Raw genomic sequence first — 16,168 nt, 5'->3', positions numbered from 1 at the left:
GTATCAAGTTACTATTAATATTGCAACAACTACTTCGTACTATATAAAACCGATATAACATGTGTTTTTTAATTTTTGTTTGTTAGTTTTTTGAAATGGTTAAACTTTTAATTCAACTTTTTTTTAATTTTTCTTGTTCAAGTGTTAATTTATTTTTTTTAATAAAGGATATTAATTGTTGTAATTTTTGATCATTTTTTGATTCGATATTTAAATACATTGTTTGTTTTGAATAATCTTTCTTATATTTTTGCTCTTTAAGAATAGTATAAATATTGTCAGGTATTAAATACGAATATGACTTAGAATTTTTTAATTTTGGAATGATTGTGTTAAGATAAATATTAATTCCAGCCAAATCAAAGTCTCCAAAATGTATATATTCACCCTTAAAAGATTCAATCCATTTGTACTGATAAGATGTTTTATATTCACTAATAGAGAGAAATAGATACTTTTTATTCTCGCTAAATAGATGTCTGTATTTATTAACATACCATACTACTTGAGGATTTTCTACTCCAACCAAAATTATATCATCGTCTAGTTCTAGTTTTGAAGTATAATGTATAAATAAACCTGTGCCTTCCATTGGATATAAGTATTGTTTTGTAGCATTATATTTAACTTCTAATCTCTCAAATGTACTTACCATCAAACCGTTAAAGCTTTTAGATTCAACTCTTTTAGTATCTGAATAGTGCGCGGCAATCTCATCACGGCTTATAGGTTCGCATGATTCTATAAAATAATCTATATCATTTATAGAATTAATATTATAGCCATTAGCCCTTATGACACCTAAAAGAGCCTCTTCATCATTTAAATATATTTGTTTTGGTTTTCCATCAATATATACTGAATTACACCCTAAAAATACATCTAAAAGCTTTTCAGAACCAAATAAACTCTTAGATATGTACTTATCTTCTAAAAGTATTTTTATAGCTTTAAAATTATTGCTAGTTATCTTTATAGCCATTACCAATCGCCCATGGCATCTACTGCATCTATTAAAGTTAGCTCAACTTGATTTTGATTTTCTCTAATTCCCATATATATTCTAGGGTATTCTTCAATTATATCATCATCGTTTGCGGCAGTTCCATTTATAAATACAAACTCTAGCTGTTTAGCATATTTCATTAGTTCAGTAAAGTAGTCTGCCGATATTTGACCAATCTCATCAATAATACAATGGTATTTTGTACGTTCACTATTTGCAAATTTATTTGTGACCATTCTAAGTAGTGTTATATAGATAATAGCTTTTACCATAATTGATGTACCTGTACTCCCCACACTATCAAGTGTAGCAATTCCTTTTGTAACTTGACCATTTTCACTTACATCAAAGGTTAAGGTACTAATATCTGCGACGGTAATACTTTTTTTAAATGTTTTATCTAAGATGGTTTGTAAATCTTGCGCTATTTTTACTAGTTCATTTTTAACCTTCTCAGATCTTTCGCTATTTTCATAACCAATCAGCATATTAGCACTTAGCATATCTCCAATACTCTCAATTTTAGTTACGATTTCATCCTTTCCTGTATCTTTAAAATTGAGTCTTATAAAGTCTATTATTGTAATATTTTTAATACCTTCTCGCATAGTTCCATTTATTTTATTGACATCTTTAACAATACTCTCAAATGTTCCTTTGATATGTGATATCTTACTTACGGCATCATTTATAGCCTCAATTAATCTATGAAGCTGTAAACTAGTCCCTTCTATATCAAACTTGGTTTTAATGAAATTTGCGTATGATTTAGCGATTGATATATATTGCTCTATATTGTCCTCAAAACTATTGATATCAAATTTGGTTTTTAATTGCATCATATTATCTGCGGGAATACCATCAATAACTTTTCCCGTTTCAAACATTATTGTTTTTGCTCTCTCACTTTGTTGAACCATAAGAGTTTTATAGTTTTCATGTATATGTATATACTTTTTACTCTCAAGCAATAATACAACCTCATTATCCAAATAAGGTTCATAGCTTTTATTTACATTTAATACAATGTCAGATATTTCTTCTTCAAAGTCCTTAAAAAAGGTTTGATGACTTTTCCAAGCGTTAATTGATTTTTCTATTTCTGGAAGTTTATTTTCTACTATTTTAAGTTCGCCATCAAAATAAGATTTATCCTTATCTCTTTGCTGAGTTGCAATATCTAGTTCTTCCTTTAAGGCAGGTACTTTATTGTAATTTGGTAGCACTTCATCATTATATCTTGTAACATTAGCTCTATTCTCGTTAATTGACTTGAGCTTTTCATCTAGTTGCTTGAAAGTTTGCTGAAGTAATTCAAGAGCATCAGTATCAATATGCTTACTTTTTTTAATCTCATTGTATATTGCGTGAATTCTTTTATCTGATTCATCTATTAGAGCACTATATTTATTATTTATGCTCTTTAAATTTTTTTCACAATCAGTTAGCTCTTGATTTAAGTTCTTCTCTTTGTCATCATATTTATTATTTATATCAGAAAGTAAACCTGATTTTTTTGCTTTTAATCCATCTAAATATTCTTTTAACCCACCCAATTGAATTTTATCTTTTTCAAGTTGCTCTTTTTTATTTATAATTTCACTATCTCGTTCATTTGTTAATCGGAATAGCTCTTCATTTAATCTTGTATTTTCATTGTTTATTTTTATCTCATTATCTTTAATCTTTGGAGATAACCCATAAATCTCTTTGGATTTTTCTTTTAATAGCTTTTGATATTTACTTGATGTTGATTTTAAATTATCTTCAATATCTTTAAACTTTATGTTATGCCTAGCGATTAGTTTGTTTAATTGTTCTTGCAAAGATAATTTACTATTTTCAAGTGTTTCAATATCATACTTAGTTGCAAGAGATTCTACATCACCATTAACCTTTAATCCATAAAAAGTATCATTACTGGTGTCAATTTTAAATTCTAAATGTTGTTCCTCAAATAATATCTCATCGCTAGCAATAGCTAATATCTTTCTTTTATTTGGTACTTCATTTTTATTTAAAAATCCAAATAAATTATTTTTACCTATATCTAACTTTTTGTTAACCTTGTCAATTCTAGATTGAAGTTCTTCTTTTTGTGTTGTATATTCCCCCACTTCATCTTCTATCTTTTTGTTAAGTTCATTGAAGTTATCATCTCTTAATTTTTCAAGATTTAATTTTTCGGTATTGAAGGTATTGAACTGTAATTCAATACCTTTTTTTAGAGTGGATAATCTTTCCATCTCTTCTTTAAATTTTTTAGTGGAACTATTTTCTAAATTTTGCTTAGGAAGTAATGAGAGAGTAGTTTCATCTCTTGATATCTTTTTATCTAACTCAATGTACTCATTAGCTTTTGATTCAAGGTCAGATTCAATAGTATGTATATTTGTTTCAATTTCTATATTTTTATCTTTTAATAGTTGCCATTTACTCTTACTTAGATCATCTTTTTTGCTTTCAAGTTCTTTTTTTTCTGCATCTTTCTTATCATTGAGTTCAATTTTTGCTTTTTGTTTGTCTGAGTTCTCTTTTATTTCTAACTCACCAATACTACTAGATATAGCATTAATCTTAACATCTAATATAGTTAATCCATCTTTATATTCACTTTCTTTTTCTTGTTCTTTGATTAAATCTTCAATTCTATACTTTTGTATGAAAACGTTGTAGATTTCCTCATGTCTAAGAATACTATTGTTTAATTGTGCTTTTTGATCATCATAATTTTGAGATTTTATTGTCCACTCATCGTTAAGTGTATTTTTTTTATCTTGAGTGATTTTTTGTTCAGCTAAAAAATCAACTTGCTTTCTACTTATTACTTTTTGAATAATTTCTTTGTTGTATGCAATAGTCTCTAATTCAAACTTTATTTTATCTATTTCATCAATTAATGCACTATATGTAATAATTGTTTCATCAAGTCTAAGTATTCTCTCTCTTCTTTCTTTGATAATATCAAAGTGAGATACATTTCTTAATGCATCAGCTAATCTATTTTTAAATTCTGAGATAATTAAGGAGTGTTCTTTTTCGCCAATTAAAGAGATGAGCATATCTTTAATACCTCTATCTCTAACTGATGAATTTGAATATATATTAAACAAATATTTACCAAATAGACTTGCTGATTCTTCACTATCATAAAATGAAAAATCTAGTTCTGGCTTATCTTTATTGGGTAATAGATTATAACTTCTTCTACACATAACTTTTTGAAATGTTGGTATAGTTTCACTTTTATAGTATGTCAAACCTTTTTTTGAACAATTTGCAAGAATCTCTTCTAAATTTAAACTTCGATTATTTTCATCAAGATATAAAGTACTTATATCATCTTCATAATTATGTATATTGATAAATGTGTGCTTTACTATGCCCTTATCTTTACTTATGATAATGGCATTTTTACCGATGATATTTTCATAAATATAGACCAAATGAGAATAGCTACCCTGTAAATGCCAATCATAAAAACTAAGTTCTTTTTTAACTGGTCTAGTTTTCTCTTTATCCATAGTATAGAAATAACAAACTGCACTCATAACAGTTGTTTTACCAACACCTGAGCTACCAAGAAAAAGTGTAAAATCATCTATAATTATATTTTCATTGAGAAAATGACCGCTATTAATAAATCTAATCTCTTTTAATCCAAGTTTATTACAACTCATACTCTACTCCATCAATAGTATCTTCAATAAATTTAAATGATCTAAGTATAAAAAACTGACCTTCCTTATTTCCAATACTCTCCGCAAACCCATCAGATTTTAATCTTGCAATAATTGAATCAATCGCTTCACGATGTGTAGAGCGTTTCTTTAAAAAATTCATTTTATATATCATAGTTTGCAATTCAATATCTACATTTAACCTACTTTCCATATCACTTGCACTAAATGGACCACCATCTGATGAGCTAATATTGCTATTTAAAAGTTTTAAAAATCTGTACATATCTATATAGTCAATATAGTTGTTTATATAAGGTTTAGGGATAGTTTCATATCCATCTAAAATAAAGTAAAAGAACCCTACGTCTGTTACAAGAGTATATCCTATAATATGATAGTAATTTTTCACATCCTGTTTATATTGCAATATGAAATTATATGCTTCTTTGATTTTAAAATCTGTACTATTTTCGTTTATAAATTTACCATTTATTCTACAATCTTCAATCACTTGAAAAATATCTTTATACTCGTATAGTTGTAATAAATCCATATTATCCTCTTTTAATAATATAAGGTATCTTGATACCTTTGTGTTCTATAATCTCATCTTTTGAGATAGTTAAAAATTTATTATACTGAAGTGTTATTCTAATCAAAATGGATAAGAACTGTTTTTTATCCAAATCTTTTTGCTTTAAAAATGTTGCTAAGTCTTTATCTTGTCTAATGAAAACTTTATAAACTTTTTTAGTACTAAGCACCACTCTTTGCTTAACCTCTTTATCTTGAGACTGAATAACAGCTTCAGGTCTTTTCTCCTCTTTTTGCATATTTTCATTGACTGAAATATCATTTTCTTTTGCAAGAGCCACTATAGATGTAATCAATTCATCATCATTTTTATATTGAGTTTTAACCTTAAAGGATGTAGCAATATCTTGTAATCTGAAGAATACCGATTCTATGTTGCTTTTTTCAAATAATTCGCCATTCATCTTGAGTTTATATAGATGATTTAACTTTTCAATCTTTTTAGCTTCTTTTTCAATATGAATAAGGTATTTTGAAAGTTCATTAAGTGTTTTACTTATATTTTCTCTTACATCATGTATATGGTGTGCCAATTGGTTCATATGAAATGAAACTGAATCGCTTCCAAGTTCATCTACAAAATAAGATTTATACTCTAGCAAAAATTTATCTGTATTATTTACCGCTTCTGATAATGCAGTCAAGTCAGCTTTACAATCATGCAAATTCGCTTTTTTAACTTCAAAGTTTACTTCGGCTTTAAACTTCATTTCCTTTTCATTAAGAGATTCTATTGCCCGATATATAACCTTTTTAATACTTCTAAAAATAGAGTTGATTTTTTTAATTTCACTAGAATAATCATTTGAATCTTTTATTTTTATATTGATATCTCTAATTAGCTTTTTAATAGTTTTTTGTTTATCTTCAATATCTTTTATATTTACATCTGTATATGTTTTTAAGTGAGCATTGTAATCATCACTTAATAATAAAGAGTATGAATACTCATCATAATCAAATACATTAAAATCAATTAGTTTTTCTATCAAAGGAGATAAATCTTTATTCTTATTGGAATCATAATAAGGTATTCCCTCTACATATTCGATACTACCTTTAAAGTGAGCCTCTATGATTGCTTCTTTAGCATCGTTTTGAGCTTTAATAAATTCTTTTGGATTAATAGTAGTTATCATGTATATTTACCATTTATTTTTTTATTTACCGCATAATACATCAATAGCATCCTGAATATTTATTTGAAATTCTTCTTTTGCAACATCAAACATATATCTGTTAAAAAAATCCTCTTTCTTAAAATACTTTGCATGCATCATAGTATTATGAATCCATACATGAAGTAATTTGTCGTTTGAATGATTAAATTCTAAATATAAATTTGTGTTAGGGGTGGAAGCTAAATCCCATAGCCATGTTCTCTTAGGTTCCCACTCAACTATAAATATACCACGCTCTTTAGATGGTTTTAAGAAGAACCTCTTATTCCAAAACTCTTGAATATCAACTACCCAAATAACTCTTCTATTTGTAGCAAGTTGATAGAATTCTACTCTTTCCCTAGAGTCTCTCATATCAATTTTACTTCTTTGAATTTCTATTACTGTGTTATTGGAACCTAAAATATCTGCCCTATGCTCATTGTTTTCACCAAAAATTACTTCACAATATTCATCTTTAATTGGTGTTTTCCAAGAAATATGCCATTCTGATTCAGGTTCATATCCTTTATCAAATACTGGCTTTTTATCTGTGTAGGCCCAAAATTGACGAATCAGTCCAACATGTGCTTTTACTTCCAAATTACTCCAAGGACATATTCCAAATTCTCCCCGACCAGCGTCTTCTGCTCTTTTTTTTCTATCATAATGAATTGCTAATAACATTATCCCTCCTTTAAAGTTTTAGAAAGTATAAAATATTTAAAGGACAAAAATGTTTCCTCACTATGCTATAGAGTATAATTTTTTAGATTTTCTCGAATAATATTTTTTAGATTTTCTGGATATATGACTTCTATATGTGGTATCCATTGTTGGACTAAAGGCGAGATTTCTCTTAAATCAGATACTGTTATATCCATAATATATTTATCTTGAAACTCTTCATCTTTATATATTTTCTGAGAACTATTAAGTTGTTTACGTTTCAACACTTTCATCGGAGCTTTTGACAATCTAAGGCGTACTTCATTTTTTTCATAAATATTGAAATAAGCATTAATTGCATTTTCTAATTTATCACGATAAAGATGTTCATCCAAATTAAAGATTTGATCAAGTACCTTTATATTTTTTATTCCCTTAAAATGATATATCCAAAATGAACTCTGCTCTAAGTCATAACAAAACAGATACCAATACTGTTCTAAGTTTGTAATTTTCAATGGTTGAACATGTTTAACATTATCATCATAATGAAATGAGAATTTTATCTCTTGTGTTTTTTCAATAGCATTTTTAATTAAATAAAATTCATCTTTACAAGAAGGAAATAATTCTTCAATAGAGTTTTGCTTATAGACAGAATGAGATACCTTTTCTTGAAGAAAATCAAAAAGTTCTATGGATTTATCATAAAGATAAGGGTCTTCATGATAAGCTTTTTTAAGGAGTAACGCAATTGACACTAAATTACTGGCGGTATAAGCACGTATGTCAATAATAGGCTTAGGAACGATCCATTTATTTCCATTATACTCTATAGGTGATTCAAATAAAACAGAGATAATTTTTTCAAAATCACGTGTTATTGTTTTTCTATTACATCCCAAGTATTCAGCAATTTCAACTGGATGCAATTCTTCACCTCTTCTAATTTTCGTGAAAATATATTCATATCTTTCCAAGTCTTTTGCTTTAGTCATTAAACCTCCTTCAATTTCCCCAACACCTTCACCATCGCCAAAGTATCAAGTTCACAATATCGTAACAATTGCTCACGCACTTTCATCTGTTCATCAAAATTTTTTACATGTAAAGAAGCGTATGCGTTCATGGCATCACCGCCATTTTGGATGCCCTCTAACTTTTTATAGGCTAATTCCATCTCAGGAACAAGAGCAGGAAGAACGTATTTGATGGAGTAACTGCCTTGCATGGAGGGGGTGACGTAGTGTCCTTTTTGGAAAGGAAGCATCAAATCTTTGATGTTTTCGTGTATGTGCATAAGCCTTACATGTAAGTCTGGAAACAGCTCGGCAAGTGAGGCGATGACGCCCTTTTCAAAGCTCATATTGTATGTCAAAATGTTTACATGTAAAGGTATGTCTTCGACCAGTTTCTCAGCCAAAGCACGTCTTGGGTCAACTCCCGCTTCTGCTAAAAATGCTTTATGCTCCAAAGTGCCATCACGGTGTTCTACATGTAAAGAGTATTGAAACGGTATTTGTTTGTAAGGGCTGACACCGTTCCACAAAGGCACGGCTTGTTGAAAGGTCTCAAAGTCAAGATGATAGATGGGATAGGTGAGTGTTTCTAAAAACTCGGCGATTGCCTCATGGTCGATAAAGGTGTGTTGCTTTTTCCAGTTATCGACTTTTTGCCATTGGATGGGTGTCATCGCAAAATCTTCGGGTATAGCTTCAATTGCCACGATGTTTTGTGCATAAAGCTCTTGTTGTTTTTTACTGCCAAGATTGAAGATGTTAAAGATGCTGTACTCTGGGATATGTCGCTGAACTTTCCAACAATACGCCTTCGCATCGCACTCGTAAGGGTCATTGCACTGTTTGCCAATGTCGATGTTTGGCTCATGGTATTTATCGTCCAGATACGCCTCAAACGCTTCAAGTTTTGCAGGAATAGAGCCTTGCAAATCTTGCACCTCACCTGTGACATCGACCACCACAAAAAGCTTTTCAAGCTCCAACGCTTCTTCTCGCACATAGCCTGAGTTGATATGCACCACATGACACGCCCCAACCTTAAACCCAAGGGCTTCTAAAACATACAGCTGAATGGAAACATCATGCAGATAGATAGGCTTCACATCGGTGGAACTTTTCACTTCATACAGCTCTAAGCCAAGAGGCGTTTGGCGCAAGATGTCCACCATCACCACGATACCCTCGTAAATAAATGTCGCCTCGTAGATATTTTCCACACCCTCATCAAGATACGCTTGGGTCAGCCTCGCCATGCTTTTAAAATCGTGTGCATCAAAAGGTATCTCACGCCCATCAGGAAACAATTTACACGCCAAATCCCCCACAATATTACCCGTCTCAAACCGTGCTTTGGCACTGGCATCGGGTGGGGTTAAAACCTCTGGTGTGTACTTTTTCAGCCAGAGGGATTTTGGGCATTGAATGGCTCTGGTGTAGAGGGATTTTGAGAGGGTCATGTTAAAACATTATCTAACATATTTATATTTAACATTTAGATTAATAAAACTATTTAAACCATCTCCGCTTTGAGCAAGTTTCTTCATATGTTCAACATTTTCTTTTCCTGCACTTGTATATGAATATACATAAAAATTTGCAGTACCTTTAAATTTAACTTTAATATTATCTTCACCTATTTCATAAGCCGATACACCAGAATCTCCATTGATATCTAAATAAACATTCATTTAATCTCCTTTTTTATTTTTAAACTATCAAATTGTTCTAATTAAAATATTCACTAAAAACAATTTGCATTTTTGTTTTCCAAGTATCAGGGACGGACTCCCAATTTTCCCATTCTTGAGTTTTTTGATATGCATTATATGGTTTTTCACTACTTGGTGCAGGATAACCAAGTTCATCTTCTATACATTCTTCCATCATAATCCTTTTGCTCTCTTGATTATTCATAGCTGTCAAAATATGAATATTATAATTTTCTGCTCTATCTGTACCTCTATCTCTATCATGAATAACGAAATAGTCTAAACCCATAGAATTCAAATATTTTACTAGTGAAATAATCGCTGCTTTACCTCTAGCTTTAACAATTTGAACATTAGATAAGATTTTGTGTTGAATTTCTTCTGGCATTAATTTGATAGTTTCTTTCAAAACAATTTCTTCAGTATCACCTTCGATAATAATGATTTTGTTTGCAAAAAATACTCTTGACATGTAATCATCAAACTTTATCAACATTTTTACATGATTTTTATCATCGTCTAATAAGTCTCTAAATCTTTCTGAAACACTAAACGGATTACAAATAGTACCTTCGGCTTCAGTAATTGAAAATCTATTTAATACTTGATTCTTATCTTTTGATAAATCAATCATATATGTTGAATGTGTAGTACAAACGATTTGTGATTCTTCTCCTGCAAGTTCATAAATTTTCCTTCGCATTTGTTCAGCCGCATTTGGATGTAAATATATTTCTGGTTCTTCAAATCCAATAATTAAGCTTCTGCGTTGAGTAGGATCTTTTGCAGCTTCCCATATTTTTCTATATCTCAATAATCCAAATACGGCTGCTCTAACCGTCCCTGTTCCTTGGTGGCTAATAGGAGTTAAAATATTGCTTTTCATTTGAATATCAAATGTCGCTTTAATATTTTTATCTGGATTGCTTAAATCTGCTTTTGCATGTATTTCTGAATCTGGAAACACTCCTCGCAGAACACCGTTTAAATTTTGCATTAAGGTATAAAAATCACTTGCAGTATTTGATGGATCTAGCTCTTGTGCTAGTAAATTTAGATGCCTTTGTGCTTCTAAATAGTTTGGTGATACATTTCTTACATCTTCAAAAAGTTCATTAAGAGTTTTATGCAATACACCACTAGTTGTCGAAAGTTCTTCCATTCTATCTTGAGCTGGAATAAACAAATATCTTGGAAGTTTACTAGCAACATTTGAGGGGAAACCACCAGGATTAATAAACCATTCTTCAGCTGTTGTATCTATGTCCCAAATTTCATCCAATAAGTCTAATTGTTCAGGTTTTGCTTTTATATTAAAACTTGTTACTTGAAAAATTTCAGTTATCATCTCTTCTGTAATTTCATTATTAGAAGCTACAATAAAATCCTGCCATTTTTGTGCACTTGCATATTCAGATTTTAAAGTCTTTACAGATTGTTTAAATTCAATTACTGGTTTTAGTGTTGCAAGAGAAAATGTTTTTTTATAAATTACTGATAATCCTGTTTCTATACTATTTTCAGGCACAGTATAGTTAAATATTCTTCCTCTAAAGCCTCGCCAAGAATTAGCTTCAGTAGGGACATCCCTAAATTCAGCTGTTAAAACAACTGAATCAACCTGTCGCTGATTTTCATCTTCATGAAATAAACTATAAAAATCTTCAGGACAGATTTTTTGTTCTAAAGATAGCAGTAATTCAATAGTTTTTAAAACACTACTTTTCCCAATGTTATTTTCACCAATTAAAAATGTTGCATCATCAAAATAAATTGTTGTGTCAACAAAACGCCTAAAACCCTCTATCCGTAATGAATGTAATTTCATAGAAATCCTTTCGTTTTTAAAGTTCAATAACCCTCTCAAACATCTCTTTTATCTCCATCTCATGGCTTATTAAAAATATCTGTCTGTACTGTTCTTTTATGGTATGAAACGCTTCTAAGATTTCCATTCTTCGGTTTTCGTCTTGACTTCCGAAGACTTCATCGAAGGCTAAAAATCCCACGCTACTTGCACCGTTCAGTTCACTCAGTGTTTTGGAGATGGCGATGCGAAGCACTAGGTTGGCAAGGTCTATCTCGCCACCGCTGAAGCGTTCTATGGGGTAGCATTTGCCCTCGTCGTAGATGAAAAAGTCAAAGTCGTTGTTCACTTCGATGTATTGGTATTTGCCTTTGGTGATGGTGGCGTACATCTGCGAGGCGATTTGTGAGATGCGTGGGGCTATTTTTGAGTTGAGTTTTGTTTTAAACTCACTAAGGCTTAGTTTGATTTTCTCATAGTCTTGCAAATCGTCTTTTTTACTCTGTACTTTTTTAAGTTGTATGTCGTTATTTTCAAGAGCGTTTTGCAAGGTTTTTATCTCGCCTTCATTCTTGGCTATCTTTTCTTTTAGCTCTGAAATAACGCTGTATTGTTTCTCTTTTTGCTTTTGAAGTTCGTCGTATTCGCTTTGTTTTGCGGTGTGTTTTGGCTCATCGTAAAGTGTTTTTGAAACTTCTGTTTCTTTCTCTTTTGCCTTTACATGTAAAGCTTCTGCACTCTTACATGTAAGCGCGAGATCCTCCCGAACACCCTGCTCTCGTTTGAGTTCTGCTTCAAGACTTAGAACGGCTTCGTACTTTGGTTTTAGCTCCAAAAAGCTTTTTTGTAGGCTTACATGTAAAGCTTCATCGTAAGCGTGTTGTGCGAGTTTATCCAGTTCCTCTTTGTTGCGTTTGCCTTGTTCACTGACCTTCGTAAAATGCTCTTTGGCACTTGCCAAATCTTTTTGTTTGCTGAGTATCAAACTTAATGCCGTCTCATTTACATGTAAGGCTTTTTGCGTTTGCTCTTTTTGAAGTTCAAGCTCTCCTATCTGTTTGGTGAGGAGTTCAAGTTTTTCTTTGGTTTTGTCTATCTTTTGACTTTGCGTCTTTTGCACGATGTCGTTTAGGGATGCGATGACATTGTCGTATTCGTCGAGCAATTGCCTTGTGCATGTCGGGCAGTTTGATTCTCGTCCTAAGCTTTGTATCTTGGCTATCTTTTGTTGTGTGTCTAAGACGACTCGCTGTTCGGCTGAGAGTTCATTTTGAAGTTGTTTTTGCTCTGTTTGCTTGCCCGTAAGTTCGGTTTTTATCTTTACATGTAAAGCTTCATTTTCTTTTTTTTGCCCTAAAAGTGTCTCATAGGGTTTGACTTGCTCTTCCAAAGTTGCGATGTCTGCTTTGGCTTTGGTGTACTGGGCACGTAACTGAGTTTGCTCTTTTTCCAAACCCTCTTTTTTGATCTGGATATTTTTGAGAGTTTCTTGCTCTTTTAGCTTAGTTGACAAAGATTCGTACTCTTTTTTAACGCTGCTTTGCGCTTTAAGTTCTTTGGCTTTTGTTTCTAAGTTTTTGAGCTCTTCGGTGAGTTTGGTTTGAGTGGCTAGGTTTGAAGTTATAGAGTTTTTGATGAGAGAGAGTTCACTGATGAGCTTTTGTTTTTGCTCTTTTGTTTTGACAAAAAGTTCGAGTTCTTGCTTTACATGTAACTCTTGTTTTTTGGTGGTTTCTAACTCTAGGGATTTAGTTTTTACTTCTTTTTCAAACGCTTGTTTTATGACGGTAGTTTCTTTTATCAACACTGTTTTGCTCTTTAACTCTTCTTCGCCTAAAAGAAATTCTGCACTTGCTGCGATGTCTCGTTTGAGTTCCCTGCTTTTTTCGATGAGTTCATTTTCCACAAAGTCTATCTTTTCAAGCCCAAGAAGTTTGCGTATCATCTTTTTTCGATCTTCATTTTTAAGCGTGCTGAGGCTTGTCAGCTCTTTTTGAGAAGCGAAAAGGGTATGCAAAAATGCCTCTTTGCTCATCTTGGTTAGCTTGATGATAGCCGTCGTAACCTCTTTTGCACCACTGGTACTCAGTTCGCCATTTTTATAAAGCTTGGCATTGGCACTGAGGGCTTTGCCTCGAAACTCTCGAACGACTTTGTACGCCATGCTCTCAAATTCAAAATCAAGCTCAACCACAACGGCATCTTTGTCACTCGCACTAGCGTTGCGTATGACTTCTTTAAATTTTTTGTTTCTAAGCTCTCCGTAGAGTGCAAAGAGTATCGCTTCAAAGAGCGTGGATTTACCACTGCCATTTTTACCGATAATGCCTATCAGCCCCTCGCCAAACTCGATGTCAAAAGAGCTATAGCGTTTGAAGTTTTCAAGGTGAAGTTTAGAGAGTATCATCGCTCACCTCTTCGTAACTGACAAATAATTCTTGTATTTTTGATTTGAGCCGTTCAAACGCTTCGGGCTGACTCTCTTCTTTGATGTGTTCTAAAAAATACGTTTCCAAAGAGAGGGCTTCAATGTCATTTAGTGTGGCTTCACCGTTGGTTTGTTTGAACTCTCTTTTGATGCTTACATGTAAAGCTTCGCCAAAGAGATTTTTGATGTCACGAGTTTGAATGTCAATGGACTGCAAAGGGGTGAGATTGGTCAGTTTGACTTCGATAAGAGCGTCTTTTGTATCGTTTACATGTAAAGACTCAACTGAGTGCTCAAAGTCTTCACAATTGATATCGTAGGTTTTGATGGGGCGAATTTGTATCTCGTGGTAGTTTACATATAAAGCCTCATCCAGTGTGACTTCAAGAAAACCTTTGGAGTTTCGTTTGTCGTTTAAACTGGTGCGTTCGGTGGAGCCTGCATAGTAAACATTTTCGTGTTTGCCGACTTTCCCAAAGCCATGCCAATGCCCAAGAGCGACATAATCCACTTTAGAAAAAAGGCTCTCTTTGTCGTGTGGATACACCCATTCGCCAAACTCCGCCATCAAATAGTGCGCGCCCACAGAGCAGTGAAGCATCATGATGTTGCGTTTGGTTGCATCGAGATTTTCTTCACACAGTTCGATTTGAGAAAGTGCTTTTGTCTCATCGTGCATATGGGGCAAGGTGTGAAAGACCACATCATCAAACTCGATTTTTTTGTACTCTTGATTGTATGAGACATAAACATTTTTAAAATTTTCAAATATTTTGAGAATGGGAGAGCTTAAATTGGTACGTGGCGTGGAGTGATTGCCCGCTATCATGATAAATGGGATATTCAGTGCTTCGATGATTTTAAACTGTTCAAGAGCGAAAGTGATAGCTCGATTGCTAGGAGATGGGCGGTGAAAAAGATCACCCGTGTGGATGATGTAATCAGGTTTTATTGCTTTGATTTGCTCAATGACCTGCGTAAACGCATCGTAAAAGTCAGCTTCTCGCTGGTTGATACCGAGCTCATTGATAACATCTAAATCGTTAAAGCCTAAATGCGTGTCCGAAAAATGAATCAGTTTCACGGTGCTTCTTTGTGATGAATTCGTTTGATTATAGCCAATAATATTATGGTTTGACTTTAATGTGTGATACAAAATGAAGTATTATATGAGATGTTTAAAGAAAAAAAGGAGATATTTGTCTTGCTTGTGAAAGCATGGAGTTGCAGCTTCAATGGTTTTCAAACGCCTTGTTAATCAATCGTAAATGTTAACTATTTTTTTTGACCAATCTTCTAAACTCTTTCACCGCACTGCCTAGGATGATTTGGCGTTGCAAATCATCCTCATGATAGACTTTATAGCTAAATTCTGGATGGGTTTCTTGATAAAGCCTTCTGGCAATCTCTTTTGCTAAAAGATGATTAAATACTGCATCATAGCGTCTATGAACAGGTCTTAAGATAAAAACATACATCATACAAAGCACTATCATCACAACAATGGATAGTATAAACTCACTCATGTTCATTCTGCTTTGAAGCGTATTTTTCATATATTTTTGCTCGCAACGTCTCAAATTTCTCCAAAGGATGTGGCTCATTTTTATCTCTTGTATGAAGACACTCTTCTATAATCTTTGCAATCTCTTGATCTTCTAAATACTCTTCAATCGCTTTGAGCCTGTCAAACTCATCGATAGGTAAAAGAACCACTTGAGGCTCTTTTTTTTCATACACAATTCCAAAGGAGCCTTGTTTGATTTTTTCAATGAGTGTTTTAAGACGAAGCATAAAGTGTGGCTCTTCTTGATGTAGGCACCAATACTTCTGTCCTAAAAATTCAATATTTTCAAACGCTTTTTCATGGTCTATTTCAATTCTTTTGGAAACTCTATACGTCCAAATAGCAAGTAGTGTGGCAAGAAGTGCCATGATCCATCCGCCTGTGGGTTCATTGTACATGTAAATATCTCCTGTGTTGTCTTTTTTTTGTGTGTCTCATCTGTTTTTGAAGCAGACATAGAGCTTTATGAATGAAGGTGCATCGAGATAGCTTTAAAGATCGTGCCTGTTGGGTAATAGCCTTTTTC

Annotated in this window: 13 protein-coding genes; all 13 read right to left on the bottom strand. The window is 32.4% G+C overall.

Going from position 1 to position 16,168, the window contains the following annotated elements; all coding sequences use genetic code 11:
- Nucleotides 1–112: 112 nt before the first annotated feature.
- The 13 genes from SDEL_RS04895 to SDEL_RS04835 all read right to left on the bottom strand — a co-directional run bounded on the left by SDEL_RS04895 (nt 113) and on the right by SDEL_RS04835 (nt 16,040).
- Nucleotides 113–982, bottom strand: a complete 870-nt coding sequence (locus SDEL_RS04895; RefSeq protein ID WP_012856747.1) for a DUF7281 domain-containing protein — start codon at nt 980–982, stop codon at nt 113–115.
- Nucleotides 982–4,686 (bottom strand): ATP-binding protein, encoded by a 3,705-nt coding sequence (locus tag SDEL_RS04890; RefSeq protein ID WP_012856746.1) that lies wholly within the window; start codon nt 4,684–4,686, stop codon nt 982–984. Before SDEL_RS04890 ends, SDEL_RS04895 begins: the two co-directional genes overlap by 1 nt.
- Nucleotides 4,676–5,242 carry a condensin complex protein MksE gene (locus SDEL_RS04885; RefSeq protein WP_012856745.1) on the bottom strand — a complete coding sequence of 189 codons (567 nt, stop codon included), beginning with the start codon at nt 5,240–5,242 and terminating at the stop codon, nt 4,676–4,678. Before SDEL_RS04885 ends, SDEL_RS04890 begins: the two co-directional genes overlap by 11 nt.
- 1 nt (nt 5,243) lies before the next feature.
- Nucleotides 5,244–6,422 (bottom strand): hypothetical protein, encoded by a 1,179-nt coding sequence (locus SDEL_RS04880; protein ID WP_012856744.1) that lies wholly within the window; start codon nt 6,420–6,422, stop codon nt 5,244–5,246.
- A 21-nt stretch (nt 6,423–6,443) separates the two neighbouring features.
- Nucleotides 6,444–7,130: a competence protein CoiA family protein gene (locus SDEL_RS04875; RefSeq protein ID WP_012856743.1), complete on the bottom strand. Its 687-nt coding sequence runs from the start codon at nt 7,128–7,130 to the stop codon at nt 6,444–6,446.
- A 65-nt stretch (nt 7,131–7,195) separates the two neighbouring features.
- Nucleotides 7,196–8,110 carry a helix-turn-helix transcriptional regulator gene (locus SDEL_RS04870; protein WP_012856742.1) on the bottom strand — a complete coding sequence of 305 codons (915 nt, stop codon included), beginning with the start codon at nt 8,108–8,110 and terminating at the stop codon, nt 7,196–7,198.
- Complete coding sequence (locus SDEL_RS04865) at nt 8,110–9,588, bottom strand: DUF2779 domain-containing protein (protein ID WP_012856741.1); 1,479 nt, start codon at nt 9,586–9,588, stop codon at nt 8,110–8,112. Before SDEL_RS04865 ends, SDEL_RS04870 begins: the two co-directional genes overlap by 1 nt.
- A 9-nt stretch (nt 9,589–9,597) precedes the next feature.
- Nucleotides 9,598–9,819 (bottom strand): hypothetical protein, encoded by a 222-nt coding sequence (locus SDEL_RS04860; RefSeq protein WP_012856740.1) that lies wholly within the window; start codon nt 9,817–9,819, stop codon nt 9,598–9,600.
- 37 nt (nt 9,820–9,856) lie between these two features.
- Nucleotides 9,857–11,668, bottom strand: coding sequence for an ATP-dependent nuclease (locus SDEL_RS04855; RefSeq protein ID WP_012856739.1), 1,812 nt, complete (start codon nt 11,666–11,668; stop codon nt 9,857–9,859).
- A gap of 16 nt (nt 11,669–11,684) precedes the next feature.
- The gene (locus tag SDEL_RS04850; RefSeq protein WP_012856738.1) at nt 11,685–14,054 is read right to left on the bottom strand and encodes an AAA family ATPase; all 2,370 of its coding nucleotides are present in this window, start codon (nt 14,052–14,054) and stop codon (nt 11,685–11,687) included.
- Entirely contained in the window at nt 14,041–15,159 is a 1,119-nt protein-coding gene (locus SDEL_RS04845; RefSeq protein WP_012856737.1) for a metallophosphoesterase family protein, read from the bottom strand. Before SDEL_RS04845 ends, SDEL_RS04850 begins: the two co-directional genes overlap by 14 nt.
- 187 nt (nt 15,160–15,346) lie before the next feature.
- A complete protein-coding gene (locus SDEL_RS04840) occupies nt 15,347–15,601 on the bottom strand; it encodes a hypothetical protein (RefSeq protein ID WP_041666278.1) in 255 nt (84 codons plus the stop codon).
- The gene (locus SDEL_RS04835; protein WP_012856735.1) at nt 15,594–16,040 is read right to left on the bottom strand and encodes a type II toxin-antitoxin system Phd/YefM family antitoxin; all 447 of its coding nucleotides are present in this window, start codon (nt 16,038–16,040) and stop codon (nt 15,594–15,596) included. The genes SDEL_RS04840 and SDEL_RS04835 overlap by 8 nt, the downstream gene beginning before the upstream one ends.
- Nucleotides 16,041–16,168 lie beyond the last annotated feature (128 nt).

Origin of the sequence: Sulfurospirillum deleyianum DSM 6946 (assembly GCF_000024885.1) — a bacterium.
Taxonomy (GTDB): domain Bacteria; phylum Campylobacterota; class Campylobacteria; order Campylobacterales; family Sulfurospirillaceae; genus Sulfurospirillum; species Sulfurospirillum deleyianum.
This window is presented reverse-complemented; position numbering and strand designations above follow the sequence as displayed.

Coding starts and splice junctions, on each gene's coding strand:
- SDEL_RS04875 (WP_012856743.1), bottom strand. CDS start 7,130: ATGTTATTAGCAATTCATTATGATAGAAAAAAAAGAGCAGAAGACGCT.
- SDEL_RS04890 (WP_012856746.1), bottom strand. CDS start 4,686: ATGAGTTGTAATAAACTTGGATTAAAAGAGATTAGATTTATTAATAGC.
- SDEL_RS04840 (WP_041666278.1), bottom strand. CDS start 15,601: ATGAGTGAGTTTATACTATCCATTGTTGTGATGATAGTGCTTTGTATG.
- SDEL_RS04870 (WP_012856742.1), bottom strand. CDS start 8,110: ATGACTAAAGCAAAAGACTTGGAAAGATATGAATATATTTTCACGAAA.
- SDEL_RS04855 (WP_012856739.1), bottom strand. CDS start 11,668: ATGAAATTACATTCATTACGGATAGAGGGTTTTAGGCGTTTTGTTGAC.
- SDEL_RS04835 (WP_012856735.1), bottom strand. CDS start 16,040: ATGTACAATGAACCCACAGGCGGATGGATCATGGCACTTCTTGCCACA.
- SDEL_RS04860 (WP_012856740.1), bottom strand. CDS start 9,819: ATGAATGTTTATTTAGATATCAATGGAGATTCTGGTGTATCGGCTTAT.
- SDEL_RS04895 (WP_012856747.1), bottom strand. CDS start 982: ATGGCTATAAAGATAACTAGCAATAATTTTAAAGCTATAAAAATACTT.
- SDEL_RS04850 (WP_012856738.1), bottom strand. CDS start 14,054: ATGATACTCTCTAAACTTCACCTTGAAAACTTCAAACGCTATAGCTCT.
- SDEL_RS04885 (WP_012856745.1), bottom strand. CDS start 5,242: ATGGATTTATTACAACTATACGAGTATAAAGATATTTTTCAAGTGATT.
- SDEL_RS04865 (WP_012856741.1), bottom strand. CDS start 9,588: ATGACCCTCTCAAAATCCCTCTACACCAGAGCCATTCAATGCCCAAAA.
- SDEL_RS04880 (WP_012856744.1), bottom strand. CDS start 6,422: ATGATAACTACTATTAATCCAAAAGAATTTATTAAAGCTCAAAACGAT.